The sequence below is a fragment of the Streptosporangium subroseum genome, assembly GCF_900188345.1.
In the GTDB taxonomy this organism is placed as follows: domain Bacteria; phylum Actinomycetota; class Actinomycetes; order Streptosporangiales; family Streptosporangiaceae; genus Streptosporangium; species Streptosporangium subroseum.
Window position 1 is genome coordinate 202,951 of record NZ_FZOD01000004.1, and the last position, 12,763, is coordinate 215,713.

Consider the following 12,763-nt stretch of genomic DNA (forward strand, 5'->3'; position numbering starts at 1 on the left):
GTAGGGTCAGTACGCAGAATGAGCTATGGACCTACAAAGGTCCGCAATACGAACCCCCGGCGCGTAACGCCGTACCTTCATGGAGGCCTGGTGGCAGTAACCCATGACGTCTCACCGCAGCTCGATGATCTCGCCGTCACCGCGCACCGGATCCGCCAGTCGATCGAATCAGTGATCGAGGGCAAGAGCGACGTCGTCCGCCTGACCTTGACCGTCCTCCTCGCCGAGGGCCACCTACTCATCGAGGACGTGCCCGGAGTCGGCAAGACCATGCTTGCCAAGGCTCTGGCGCGGTCCATCGACTGCCCGGTGCGCCGCGTGCAGTTCACCCCCGACCTGTTGCCCAGCGACATCACCGGTGTGAGCGCCTACAACCAGCAGACCCGAGAGTTCGAGTTCAAGCCTGGGCCGATCTTCGCCAACATCGTGGTCGGCGACGAGATCAACCGTGCCTCGCCGAAGACGCAGTCGGCCCTGCTGGAGTGCATGGAGGAGCATCAGGTCACCGTTGACGGCACGACCTACAAGCTGGACACCCCCTTCATGGTGATCGCCACCCAGAACCCCATCGAGATGGAGGGCACCTACCCCCTCCCGGAGGCGCAGCGCGACCGCTTCACCGCCCGGATCGCGATGGGATACCCCGCGCCCACGGCCGAGCTGGAGATGCTCGACGTGCACGGCGGCACCTCTCCGCTCGACAAGCTGGAGCCGGTGGCCACCACCGCCGAGATCCAGGCCCTGATCCAGGCGGTGCGCGCGATCTACGTCTCGCAGGGGATCAAGAAGTACGCGATCGACCTGGTGACCGCCACCCGGAACTCCCCCGACCTCCGGCTCGGCGCCTCTCCGCGCGCGACCCTGCAGCTGGTCAGGGCCGCCCGGGCGCACGCCGCGCTCGCCGGCCGCGACTACGTCATCCCCGACGACCTGCAGGAGTTGTGCGTCCCCGTCCTCGCCCACCGGCTGCTGCCCAGCGTCGAGGCCCAGGGGCAGCGCCGCCTGCCCGAACAGGTGATGACCGACCTGATCCGCAGGGTGCCCGTGCCTGAGGCCCAAGCGAAGTGACCTCCGGCCTCAAGGCGCTCACCGCCCGCGGCCGGTCCTTCCTCGCATCCGGCATCGCGGCCCTGTTGTGCGCCTTCATCCTCGGTGAGCACGACCTGCTCAGGATCGGCGTGCTGATCCTCTCCCTGCCGCTGCTGGCCGCCCTGGTGGTGGCCCGCACGCGCTACCGGCTGAGCTGCGCGCGCCGCCTGGACCCGCCGAGGGCCGAGCTGGGCAGTGAGGCCACGGTGACACTCCGGCTGGAGAACGTCACGAGGCTGCCGACCGGCCTGCTGATGATCGAGGACACCGTTCCCTACGCGCTCGGCGCCCGGCCCAGGTTCGTCCTGGACCGGGTGGAGTCGCAGGGCATCCGGGAGATCGACTACCGGGTCCGCTCCGACCTGCGCGGCCGCTTCACCATCGGACCGCTCTCCATCCGGATCAGCGATCCCTTCGGCCTGGTGGAGCTGACCAGGTCCTTCACCATCAGCGACACGCTCGTGGTGACCCCCCAGGTGACGGCGCTGCCCCACGTCCGCCTCTCCGGCGAGTGGACGGGCGGAGGCGACAGCCGTACCAGAAGCGTGGCGTCGGCGGGTGACGACGACGTCGCGCCGCGCGACTACCGGCAGGGAGACGACCTGCGGCGGGTGCACTGGCGCTCGACCGCGAGGTACGGCGAGCTGATGGTGCGGCGCGAGGAACAGCAGTGGCAGAGCCGGGGGGCGTTGCTCCTGGACACCCGCCGCTACGCGCACCGGGGCGAGGGACCGCGATCCTCGTTCGAGGTGGCGGTCTCGGCCGCGGCCTCCATCGGCGTGCAGCTCGCCCATGAGGGCCTCGGCCTGCGCCTGGTCACCGACCAGGGGGCCGAGCACCTCACCGACGGTGGGCTGAGCTGGTCGCTCCTGGACACCCTGGCCGTCGTGCGGACGAGCCCGGCGCGATCACTCGAGTACGGCATCAGCGCACTGCGGCAGGGCGGTGGGGACGGGCTGATCGTGGCCGTGCTCGGCGGGATCGACCTGGAGCAGGCGCAGGAGCTGGCCAGGCTCAGGCACGGCAACGTGACCGGCGTGGCCGTGATGCTGGACGTGGCGGGCTGGGAGCGTCCCGAGCTCGGCGACAACGAGGAATACCAGGCGGCGCAGGCGGTGCTCGCGGGGATGGGCTGGCGCATCGTCCGGCTGCCCGCGGGCGCCTCCATCGCGAGCGTGTGGCCGGACGCCGCGCAACGCGGGCGATTCGCAGCGAGCAAGGGCGGCTCATGAGACTTCCCATAGCGTCGGGAGTGGCCACGGGAGCGGTCGCGATCGCGCTCTACCCCCTCTTCCAGGGTGGCAGCTGGTTCTGGACGAGTCTCGGGATCATCCTGGTGGTGACCGGCGTCGGCGTCCTGGCCAGCCGCTACACCCTGCCGAACTGGCTGGCGCCCCTGGCCCAGCTGGTCGCGGCGGCGATCTATCTGACCGCGGTGTTCACCGGCGAGCAGGCCTGGGCCAAGGTGGTGCCCACCAAGGAGTCGGTCGTCAGGCTGGGCGAGCTGCTGTCCACCGGCTTCACCGACATCCAGCGATTCGCCGCCCCGGTGCCCGACAGCGTCGGCATCGTCCTGCTCACCTGCGGCGGCGTCGGCCTGATCGCGATCCTCGTCGACCTGCTGGCCTCCCGGCTGCGCAGGGCGGCGCTCACCGGACTGCCCCTGCTGGCGCTGTTCACCGTTCCGGCCGCGGTCGTCGTCGATCCGATCAGCTGGCCGGCGTTCATCATCGGGGCCCTGGGTTACCTGGCACTGCTGGTCGCCGACGGCCGCGAACGGGTCAGCCACTGGGGCCGGACGGTGCTGGTGCGCCGGACGCCGTCCTTCGTCGCCCCGCGGCCCGCCACCTCCGACACCGGGGCGCTGCGGCTGTCCGGCAAGCGCATCGGGGTCACCGCGATCGTGCTGGCCGTCCTTCTGCCCTCGCTGCTGCCCACCCTGGAGCCGGACCCGCTGTTCGGGTTCGGCGTGGGCAACGGCAGGGGCGGGGGCGGCAACTCGATCAGCATCCCCAACCCGATGGTCAACCTGCGGGGCCAGCTCTCGCTGCCGAACAACTCCACCGTCCTGACGTACACCATCAGCGACAGCTCCCCGCGTTATCTGCGGATGTACTCGCTGGACACCTTCGACGGCGACCAGTGGACGATGTCGGAGCCGAAGGGGCGCCCGGAGGACCGGACCTCCGAGGGACCGATGCCTCCGGCTCCCGGCCAGAGCGCCTCCGTGCCCACCGCTCAGGCGACCACCAAGATCACGGTGAACGATGAGGTCAGGGGGCTGAGCTTCCTGCCCCTGCCCTATCCGGCCACCCGGGTCACCGTCGAGGGCGACTGGCGGCCCGACCGCGACACGCTCATGGTGTTCTCCACCCGGGACACCGCCGGAGGGCTGACCTACGAGGTGACCACCGCCGAACCCCAGCCCACGGCGGAGGCGCTCAAGACGGCGGGGGCCGCGCCCGCCGCGATCGACGCGCGCTACCTGGCGCTGCCGGATGACCTTCCGCGCGCGATCAGGGATCTGGCCGGACAGGTGACGAAGCAGAACGCGAGCCCCTACGAGAAGGCGGTCGAGCTGCAGGAGTTCTTCACCAAGAAGGGCGGATTCACCTACAGCCTGGCCACCCAGGGGAACAACGCCTCGGCTCTGACCGACTTCCTGATCCGCAACCGGACCGGGTACTGCGAGCAGTTCGCCTCCTCGATGGCGGTGCTGGCACGAATTCTGGGCATCCCCGCCCGGGTCGCCATCGGCTACACCAGCGGCACCAACTTCGCCGGTGAGTGGCAGGTGCGCACCCACGACTCGCACGCCTGGCCCGAGCTCTACTTCGAGGGCACGGGATGGCTGCGGTTCGAGCCCACCCCGACCGGCGGAGGTGGACAGGGCAGCGCGACGGTGCCGTCCTACACCCGGCCCGAGATCGCACCGACCACCACCGACGAGCCCTCCGCGAGTCCCACCTCCAGCTCCGGTAGCGCGGACCTGCCGGGCGGACCGACGGCCAACCGAGGCGCCCGCCCGCTCGACCCCGAGTTCGGCGGGGCGCTGGTCCCGGTGGACGAGGGCATGCCGCTGATCGCGAAGATCGGCATCGGGGCCGCGATCGTCCTGCTGATCGCGTTGATCCCGGGGATGTTCCGCCTGGAGCTCCGCGCCCGCCGCCGCAGGGCTTACTCCCGCAAGATCCAGGCCTCCTCCGATGACGCGGATCTCCAGGATCCGGCCGCCCCCGGGTTCACCGGCGTCGCCTCGATCAGGACCGACCGGGGGGATCCGGCGGTGAGTGCGGCGTGGTCCGAGCTTGACGACGCCCTGTGCGACTACGGCATGTCCAGGCAGGCGAGCGAGAGTCCCAGGGCTCTGGCCCGGCGGCTGGCCGAGCAGTACGAGTTCGACGCGGAGGCCACGGCCGCGGTGACCAGGATCGCCACGGTGGTGGAGCGGATGCTCTACGCCAGGACTCCCGGCGAGATCGGCTCGCTCCGCGCCGACCTCCACCGCGTACGGCGGGCACTGGCGGCCACCGTGACCCGCGGCAGGCGGATCCGGGCGGTGCTGCTGCCGACCTCCACGCTCCTGCGGATGCGGGCGATGGGCGGGCGGCTGCTGGACGGCTTCGACCGGCTGGAAAACATCAGGCTCCGTCGGCCGACCAGGAAGAACGCCTGAACGCGGGAGGACTCGACCGCGACAGGACGCGCAAAAGGGACATCACGGCCGATGATGTGGGTCACTCCCACCGGGAGTGACCCACATCATCAAAGAAAACGGCCCGCCACCGTCAGGTGGCGGAGCGTTTCCTCACTAGCGTTCGTCGTGTCGACGGCGCCAGCGCTCTTCTACGCGCTCCATGAAGCTCGGCCGGGAGCTACGGCGCCCCGCCTTGCTCTGCGGCTGATCGGACGGCGCGGCATTGGATGCCTCACCGAACCCGTTCATCCGCTTCCAACTGGACAGACCCCACAAACACGCGGCGAGCATGACCACGAAACCGCCGACGCCGAGCGGGATGTTGATAATCACAACGCCGACCATCAGCAGGACGACGCCCAAGATGAAGCCGATGGAGGCCTTCACCAGGCGACGCCTGTAATGGCTACGCGGATCACTGATCCTGACGGTATTGGCCCACTTCGGGTCCTCGGCGTAGAGGGCCTGCTCGATCTGGTCGAGCAAGCGCTGCTCGTGCTCAGAGAGCGGCACGGCGCCTCCCAAGGACAGCCCCAGGACGGGGAAGACGGTGACGGACGACACGGGGTGTCCGAACCTCGCGGTCGGTTATCCCCAGAATACGAGGCTGTAGACGTAGACGAAAGAAAACGTCCAACGTAGTCCAAACCGGAGGCGGCATCATGGGTCTATTCCATCAAACGGCGGGCTAACAAGCGACGCCGGGAGCACCGCATCATGACCGAATCTCCGGACCGCCCTGTCCATAGCCTGTTCGGCCTCCCGCCAGCCCGTCTCGCGCTCTCCCAGACCGAGTTGCCTGGTCGCCCCGTCGGCCGGGCGGAGGTTCTCCACCCGCACTCCGACCAGGCGAAGTCGTACATTTTCCAGGCCGGCCGCGGCGTACAGCTCGCAGGCGGTGGCGTAGAGGATCTGGGCGACGTCCGTGGGCTCGTGGAGGCTCCGGGAACGGGAGATCGTGCTGAAATCGGCCCGCCGAAGCTTGACACTGACCGTCCGGCCGACGTGACCACCCTGCCTGAGCCTCGCGGCGACCCGTTCTGAGAGGCGGAGCAACTCCCTGCGAATCTTCACCGGATCGTCAACATCTGTGGTGAATGTCTCTTCCGCACCGATGCTCTTGTCGGGCACGTGCGGGGTCACGGGGCGCTCGTCGCGCCCCCAGGCGAGCGCGGCCAGGTGCGTGGCCGCCGCCTGGCCGATCCCTCGCTCCAGGGTCGCGACCGGGACCCTGGCGAGATCACCGACGGTCTTGATGCCGAGCCTCATGAGGGACTGCTCAGTGCGCTCTCCCACGCCCCACAGCGCCGCCACGGGGAGCGGGTGGAGGAAGTCGACCACCTGGTCCACGGGCACGACCAGCAGGCCGTCAGGCTTGCAGTGCTGCGAGGCGAGCTTGGCCACGAACTTGCTGTTGGCAACCCCGACGGAACAGGTGATTCCGTGCTCGTGCACGACCTGTTCGCGGATCATCTCGGCGATTGCGGCCGGCGGGCCCAGCCGTTTTCGGGCCCCACCGACGTCGAGGAACGCCTCGTCGGAGGCGATCGGCTCCACCTCGGGGGTGAACGTGTGAAAGATCTCCATGACGCCCCGGGAGACCTCCGAGTATTTGCCGCGGCTCGGGGGGATGATCACCGCCTGGGGGCATAGGCGGCGGGCCCGGGTCATGGGCATCGCCGAGTGCACGCCGAACCTTCTGGCCTCGTAGGTGGCGCTGAGCACCACCCCGCGCGCACCGGGCGCGCCGATGATGACGGGTGTTCCCTTGAGCTCGGGGCGCTCGCGCAGCTCGACGCTGGCGTAGAAGGCGTCCATGTCGACGTGGAGGATGGGGCAGCCGGTGTCGTCGGCGCCCAGATTCGGGCCTGGACGCGGCATCTGCTGTTTTCTCGACACGACGTCATTCTACGAGAACACGCGTTCGATGTGCCCTTCACCGGTGACCCAACACATGCAGCTGGGTCGCGATGTCACGGAGCACCGAATGGGCGGCGGCCGCCTGCTCCAGGGCGATCAGGGCACGCGCGGCCCCCGGCTCGCCGTCGAGCAGCCTGCTGGGCACCAGGTCGGCGAAGATCCGCACACCGTGAACCTCCCCGGGGACAAAACCGGTCATGCCGAGGAGTCGCTCCAGGCTCTCGCGGGTGAAGCGCCGCGGCGTGGGGTCACGATCGCCCCAGCGCCCCTCGGGGTCCTCCAGGATCTGGCGGGCCTCGTCGAAGCGGCCGGCGACCGAGCGGTGCAACGCGGCGGCGACGGGGTTGGCGGCCAGCACGCTGATCACCCCGCCCTTGCGCAGCAGCCCGGCCATGGCCGTCATCGCGCTGACCGGATCCTCCACGTACTCCAGCACGCTGTGACAGAGCACCAGGTCCGCACCGCCCGCGGGGAGCAGCTCGCCCAGGTCCGCGGCGTCGCCCTGCAGGGCGCGCACCTCGACCTCCGCCTCCGCGGCGCGGCGCTCCAGCGCGGCCAGCGAGTCGGGGCTGGAGTCGACGACCGTGACAGCGTGTCCCAGATCAGCCAAAGGTACGGCGAAGCCGCCCGTTCCACCCCCGGCATCGACGATGTCGAGTCGATCACGGCCGGTAGCGGCCATCTGATCGGCCAGCACTGCACGCAGGACATCCCACACGACAGCGGTTCGTACCGCCGGGGTGCCTGCCTGCCGCGAGATGCCTACGGCATGCAACTTCAGATCGCCTCCTCTTTCGGTGACGAACCCAGCCTACGCTGGACCGCCCGTGAAGCGGCCCAAGCACGATCCATACTCACGCTTGATCGAGTTTTTTCCCGGCACGGGTCGATTCCGGGGCATAAGGATGCGATGAAAACACGCGGGCGCCCGTCGCGGCCGGAGACCAGGACGGGCGCCATACATACGCGTGCCGGGGAGCCGGGGACGGGTCCGCCGGCCCCCGCAGGCCGGCTACAGCGCCAGCGACGGCTTGAGTTGCTTGAAGCGGGCCATCAGGCCGTTGACGAACTGCGGCGACTCGTCGGTCGACAGTTCGGAGGCCAGGCTGACCCACTCGCTGATGACAACGCCCTCCGGGACGTCGGGCATCCACAGGAGCTCGTAGGTGCCGCCACGCAGCAGGTTGCGGTCGACCGCGGGCATGCGGTCGAGCGTCCAGCCCTCGGCGTAGGTGGTGATCAGCTCGTCGATGCGGATCCGGTGCCGGCAGACACCCTCGACGATCGTGGTGGTGTATTCGTTCACGGGTGGCTCGGCCCGCTCCAGACGCTCGGCGAGGACGCTCAGTGGATTCTCACTCCGCGCCTCCGCCTCGAAGAGGATGTCCAGCGCGCGTCTGCGCGCCTTACCCCGTGCCGACATCAGGCTCGGCCGAGGTAATCGCCGGTGCGGGTGTCGACCTTGACCTTCTCGCCGGTCGTGATGAACAGCGGCACCTTGATCTCGGCGCCGGTCTCCAGCTTGGCCGGCTTGGTGCCGCCGGTGGAGCGGTCGCCCTGAAGGCCGGGCTCGGTCTCGGTGATGGTCAGCTCGACGGCCGCGGGCAGCTCGATGTAGAGGACGTTGCCCTCGTTGATCGCCAGAACGGCCAGCATGTTCTCCAGGAGGTAGTCGGCGGCGGCGCCGACCGACGTCCTGGAGACGTTGAGCATGTCGTAGTTCTCGGTGTCCATGAAGACGTATTCCTCGCCGTCCATGTACGAGAACTGCATCTCGCGCTTGTCGACGTTGGCCACCTCGACCTTGACGCCCGCGTTGAAGGTCTTGTCGACGACCTTGCCCGACCTGACGTTCTTCAGCTTGGTGCGGACGAACGCACCGCCCTTGCCGGGCTTGACGTGCTGGAACTCCACAACCGCCCAGAGCTCACCGCCTTCGAGCTTGAGCACCAGGCCGTTCTTGAGGTCGTTCGTCGTCGCCACTAGTCTCTCCTGCGTACGGCCGCTCTTAAAGGACAAGCAGCTCTTTGGTCGTCCGTGTGAGAAGTTCCGGCCCCTGATCACGCGCCACGAGTGTGTCCTCGATGCGGACGCCGCCCCTGCCCGGTAGGTAAACCCCAGGCTCAACGGTGACCGGAACTCGATCCTTTAGTCTAGCGTGCTCGGGGTCGGACTCTGGCTTTGCCGGAGACAGGAACGGCGCCTCGTGGATCTCCAGCCCGACACCGTGGCCGAGACCGTGCCCGAAGTACTCACCGTACCCGGCCTCCACGATCAGGTCGCGGGACGCGGCGTCCACGTCATGGGTGATCGCGCCGGGCCGTACGGCACGGCGACCGGCCCGCTGGGCCGCGCGGACCAGCTCGTACAGCTCGCGCTGCCACTGCGCGGGCTCGCCGACCGCCACGGTCCTGGTCATGTCGGCGTGGTAGCCCTCGTACAGCGCCCCGAAGTCCATCGTGACCAGGTCACCGCGCTCCAGCGGCCGGTCCGAGGGCGAGTGGTGCGGGATCGAGCCGTTGGGGCCGCTCGCCACGATCGAGTCGAAGGCGGGCCTGTCGGCGCCCAGCTCGATCATCCGGCACTCCAGCGCCCTGGCGATCTCCTTCTCGGTCAGCCCGGGCCTCAGGATGGGCAGCACGTCGGCGAGGGCCCGGTCGGTGAGCTCGCACGCGGTGCGGATGAGGTCGATCTCGGCCTCGTCCTTGACCAGGCGCACCGCCTCCACCATCCCGGACACCCGCAGCAGGTCCTCGCCCAGCCGGAAGTAGTCGGCGACGGACAGGTGGTCGGCCTCGACGCCGATCCTGCGAGCCCTGGAGACCAGGCCCCCGGCGACGTCGCGCTCCTCGACCACCTCGATGTCGGAGCAGATCCGCCGGGCGGTCTCGGTGTAGCGGGAGTCGGTGGCCAGCGTCGCGGTGGCGTCCGCCCGGACGAGCACCGCCGCGTTGGAGCTGTCCAGGCCGGTCAGGTAGCGCACGTTCACGCCATGGGTGACCAGGATCGCGTCCGCCTCGTGAGCGGGGAGCAGAGCCGCCAGGTGTTCACGGCGCCGAGCGTGGGTGACGGTCATATCTGAATGTTATTGACCGATTTCATGGCGCTACGACCATTTTGAAGTGATTTCCGTAAGCGGGAGGGGTCCGCCCCGGCACGGACCCCCTCTCGGGAAGAGGCCGACCCGGTCTGGGCCGCGACCCGGGGAGAGACCGGCCCGGCCTGGGCCGCGACCCGGGGAGAGACCGGCCCGGTCTGGGCCGCGGCCCGGGGAGAGCCCGGCCCTCCCGCTCACGGAGAGGTCAGGACGCGAGATCCCTGACCTTCTCGATCAGCTGGATGCGCTCCTCGTGCGTACGGCCGAGCGGGGTGACGTTGATGGTCGTGACGCCCGACTCCCTCATGGCCTGAAGGCGGTCGCGGACGTGGCCCTCGGAGCCGATCAGCGACATCTTCTCGAGCAGCTCCTGGGGGACGAGCGCGGCGGCCTCGTCCTTCTTGCCGTCGAGATAGAGGTTCTGGATCTGCTCGGCCTCCTTCTCGTAGCCGTACCGGCGGGCGAGGTCGTTGTAGAAGTTCTTGCCCTTGGCGCCCATCCCGCCGATGTAGAGGGCCGCCATCGGGCGGCCCAGCTCCAGCCAGTCCGACACGTCGTCGCCGATGGCCAGCGCCGCCTGGGCGATGACGTCCAGCTCGCCCAGGGCCGGGTCGCGCTTGGCCCTGCCCGCGGCCAGGGAGGCGCCCCAGACGTCCGCGGCCTTCTCCGGCATGTAGAAGATCGGCTGCCAGCCCTCGGCCAGTTCGGCGGAGAGCTCGACGTTCTTCGGGCCGATGGCGGCGACCACGACGGGGATGCGATCGCGGACCGGGTGGTTGATGATCTTCAGGGGCTTGCCCAGGCCGGTGCCCTGGTCCGCGGGGAGCGGGATGGTGTAGTGCCTGCCCTCGTAGGTCAGGCGTTCGCGCTTCCAGACCTGGCGGCAGATCTCGATGATCTCGCGGGTACGGCCCAGCGGGGCGGTGTACGGCACGCCGTGGAAGCCCTCGATGACCTGCGGGCCCGAGGCGCCCAGGCCGAGGGTGAAGCGGCCGTCGGAGACGAAGTCCATGCCCGCGGCGGTCATGGCCAGCAGGGTCGGGGTCCGGGAGTAGATCGGCAGGATGCCGGAGGCGATCTGCAGCCGCTCGGTCTTGGCCGCGATGTAGCCCATCTGGCTGACCGCGTCGAAGCTGTAGGCCTCGGCGACGAAAACGATGTCGAGACCGGCCTTCTCGTAGTCGGCCAGCTCGGCCACCGTCTCCTTGAAGCCCCCCGAGTAGTTCAGGGCCATACCGATACGCATCGTGAGATCGTCCTTCCGCATACGCCGACGAAACCGAATGTTGTTCCGTTGTCTCGGCAACAAAGGCTATCTACTGACCGCCGAAGCACCAAGCCCCGCGCCGCCGCCGCATGGCCGGTAGCGTACGCATTCCGGGGTAGGGGATCCCCCGGGTGCGGCGGACGAGGAGCGATGTGCTGAGGTGGTCGATCGTCGTGGCGGCGGGGGTGCTCTCCCTGGTTCTCGGGGGGCACTGGCTGCTGCCGGAGCTGGGCGGGTTCACACCCGTTCTGGAGAGCGTGCTCCCCTGGCTGGGGGTCGCCACGCCGATCCTGCTGGTGGGCGCGCTGTTCACCCGTTCGTGGCAGGTGATCACCGCGGCGTTGGTCCCCGTGACCGTGTGGGCGTTCATGTTCGGCCCCACGCTGCTGCACAGCCCGCCCGGCGGCCTGAGCGACGTGTCCGTCGCCACGCTCAACGTGGGCGCGACCAACGCCCAGTCGGCGCAGGCCGTACAGACCGTCTCGAAAGGCCGTGACCTGATCGCGGTGCAGGAGCTGACGCCGGGCGGCCCGGCCGCGAAGTTCCTCAACGAGCACTTCCCGTACAACTACCGGATCGCCACGGTCGGCCTCTGGAGCCGGTTTCCGATCCTTGAGACCCGCAAGGTGGACATCGGCCTGGACTGGGCGCGGGCCCTGCGGGCGGTGGTCAAGACCCCCAGGGGAAAGCTGACCGTCTACGTCATGCATCTCGCCTCCGCCCGCCCCGGCCAGACCGACCTGCGCGACGAGACCCTCGCCAAGGCCGGGAAGATCGTCGACAGGGATACCAGCGAGCACCTGCTGCTGCTCGGCGACCTCAACACCGCCACCACCGACCGCAAACGCGCGGGCCTGGTGCCGCCCCTGTCGGACGCCCAGCAGGAGGCCGGCGAGGGATTCGGCTTCACCTGGCCGGCGTCCTTCCCCGTCACCCGCCCGGACCACATCCTCTACCGCGGCCTCACCGCCACCAGCGCCGGTGTCGAGCAGGCCGCGGGCAGCGACCACCGCGCGGCGGTCGCGTCACTCCGCCTCTGAACCCGGCGGCGGGGAGACCCTCCCGTCCGGCCCGCCGCCGCGGGAGACCTCAGCGGGCCCGCAGCGCGGACAGATCCGCCGGAGTGTCGATGTCGGCGGGGTCGCCGATGTCGTCGCAGGGCACCGCGACGACCAGCTCGGGGTGGGCACGCAGGAACGGCCGGGCGCCGGTGTCGCCGGTCGCGAGCCCGGCGACCTCCTCGAAGTGCTCCCTGGCGATCAGCACCGGGTTGCGCCGCGCCCCGCCGTAGGTGGCGACGGCCACCGAGGCCCCGTCTCTCGCGGCCCGGATGAGCCGCTCCACCACCTTCGGGCCGATGAACGGCTGGTCCACCAGGGCGATCACCACGTGTTCGGCGTCGTCGGGAAGCGCGCCCAGGCCGACGCGGAGCGAGGAGCCCATCCCGGAGCGCCAGTCGGGGTTGCGCACGGTCACCGCTCCCCGCACCTGCGCGGTGGCGGCTCCGAGCACGACGACCACGGGATGGCAGCCGCCGTCGTGGAGCAGCCGGATCCCCCGGTCCACCAGCCGCTCTCCCCGGAACTCCACCAGTGCCTTCGGCGTGCCGAGGCGCGACCCCGACCCGGCCGCCAGCAGCAGCCCCGCGCTTCCAGATCTCATGTGACTCCTCGGCTCCGCCCGGCCATCGTGA

12 protein-coding genes are annotated in these 12,763 nt (G+C 69.6%); 4 read left to right on the plus strand and 8 right to left on the minus strand.

The annotated features are described in order from the left end of the window. The first annotated feature begins 18 nt into the window (after positions 1-18). The 3 genes from CHC08_RS06105 to CHC08_RS06115 are packed head-to-tail and all read left to right on the plus strand — an operon-like array spanning position 19 to position 4,765. Positions 19-1,068 (plus strand): AAA family ATPase, encoded by a 1,050-nt coding sequence (locus CHC08_RS06105; protein WP_420823556.1) that lies wholly within the window; start codon positions 19-21, stop codon positions 1,066-1,068. Further along, on the plus strand, positions 1,065-2,321 hold the full coding sequence (locus CHC08_RS06110; protein WP_089206163.1) for a DUF58 domain-containing protein: 1,257 nt from the start codon (positions 1,065-1,067) through the stop codon (positions 2,319-2,321). Before CHC08_RS06105 ends, CHC08_RS06110 begins: the two co-directional genes overlap by 4 nt. Continuing rightward, a complete protein-coding gene (locus CHC08_RS06115; RefSeq protein ID WP_089206164.1) occupies positions 2,318-4,765 on the plus strand; it encodes a transglutaminase TgpA family protein in 2,448 nt (815 codons plus the stop codon). Before CHC08_RS06110 ends, CHC08_RS06115 begins: the two co-directional genes overlap by 4 nt. A 135-nt stretch (positions 4,766-4,900) precedes the next feature. Here CHC08_RS06115 and CHC08_RS06120 read toward each other — a convergent pair whose 3' ends face one another. The 7 genes from CHC08_RS06120 to CHC08_RS06150 form a co-directional block, all read right to left on the minus strand. After that, positions 4,901-5,299, minus strand: a complete 399-nt coding sequence (locus CHC08_RS06120) for a DUF3040 domain-containing protein (RefSeq protein ID WP_089206276.1) — start codon at positions 5,297-5,299, stop codon at positions 4,901-4,903. A gap of 147 nt (positions 5,300-5,446) precedes the next feature. Then, entirely contained in the window at positions 5,447-6,667 is a 1,221-nt protein-coding gene (dinB, locus tag CHC08_RS06125; RefSeq protein ID WP_089206165.1) for a DNA polymerase IV, read from the minus strand. A gap of 55 nt (positions 6,668-6,722) precedes the next feature. Then, on the minus strand, positions 6,723-7,481 hold the full coding sequence (locus CHC08_RS06130; protein WP_089206166.1) for a class I SAM-dependent methyltransferase: 759 nt from the start codon (positions 7,479-7,481) through the stop codon (positions 6,723-6,725). 237 nt (positions 7,482-7,718) lie between these two features. Further along, positions 7,719-8,129, minus strand: coding sequence for a transcription antitermination factor NusB (gene nusB / locus CHC08_RS06135; protein ID WP_089206167.1), 411 nt, complete (start codon positions 8,127-8,129; stop codon positions 7,719-7,721). Beyond that, positions 8,129-8,689: an elongation factor P gene (gene efp, locus CHC08_RS06140; protein WP_089206168.1), complete on the minus strand. Its 561-nt coding sequence runs from the start codon at positions 8,687-8,689 to the stop codon at positions 8,129-8,131. Before efp ends, nusB begins: the two co-directional genes overlap by 1 nt. Before the next feature lie 25 nt (positions 8,690-8,714). Next, entirely contained in the window at positions 8,715-9,782 is a 1,068-nt protein-coding gene (locus CHC08_RS06145; RefSeq protein ID WP_089206169.1) for a M24 family metallopeptidase, read from the minus strand. 226 nt (positions 9,783-10,008) lie between these two features. Then, entirely contained in the window at positions 10,009-11,049 is a 1,041-nt protein-coding gene (locus CHC08_RS06150) for an LLM class F420-dependent oxidoreductase (RefSeq protein ID WP_089206277.1), read from the minus strand. A 173-nt stretch (positions 11,050-11,222) separates the two neighbouring features. On the opposite strand from CHC08_RS06150, the gene CHC08_RS06155 reads away from it, so the two are divergent. Next, positions 11,223-12,110, plus strand: coding sequence for an endonuclease/exonuclease/phosphatase family protein (locus CHC08_RS06155; protein WP_089206170.1), 888 nt, complete (start codon positions 11,223-11,225; stop codon positions 12,108-12,110). A gap of 49 nt (positions 12,111-12,159) precedes the next feature. Here CHC08_RS06155 and CHC08_RS06160 read toward each other — a convergent pair whose 3' ends face one another. After that, positions 12,160-12,732, minus strand: coding sequence for a nucleotidyltransferase family protein (locus CHC08_RS06160; protein ID WP_089206171.1), 573 nt, complete (start codon positions 12,730-12,732; stop codon positions 12,160-12,162). Between the last annotated feature and the right edge of the window lie 31 nt (positions 12,733-12,763).

Excerpts from the sequence above, each read along its gene's own strand:
- CHC08_RS06160 (WP_089206171.1), bottom strand. The coding sequence starts at position 12,732 with ATGAGATCTGGAAGCGCGGGGCTGCTGCTGGCGGCCGGGTCGGGGTCG.
- CHC08_RS06105 (WP_420823556.1), top strand. The coding sequence starts at position 19 with ATGAGCTATGGACCTACAAAGGTCCGCAATACGAACCCCCGGCGCGTA.
- dinB (WP_089206165.1), bottom strand. The coding sequence starts at position 6,667 with ATGCCGCGTCCAGGCCCGAATCTGGGCGCCGACGACACCGGCTGCCCC.
- nusB (WP_089206167.1), bottom strand. The coding sequence starts at position 8,129 with ATGTCGGCACGGGGTAAGGCGCGCAGACGCGCGCTGGACATCCTCTTC.
- CHC08_RS06150 (WP_089206277.1), bottom strand. The coding sequence starts at position 11,049 with ATGCGTATCGGTATGGCCCTGAACTACTCGGGGGGCTTCAAGGAGACG.
- CHC08_RS06145 (WP_089206169.1), bottom strand. The coding sequence starts at position 9,782 with ATGACCGTCACCCACGCTCGGCGCCGTGAACACCTGGCGGCTCTGCTC.
- CHC08_RS06115 (WP_089206164.1), top strand. The coding sequence starts at position 2,318 with ATGAGACTTCCCATAGCGTCGGGAGTGGCCACGGGAGCGGTCGCGATC.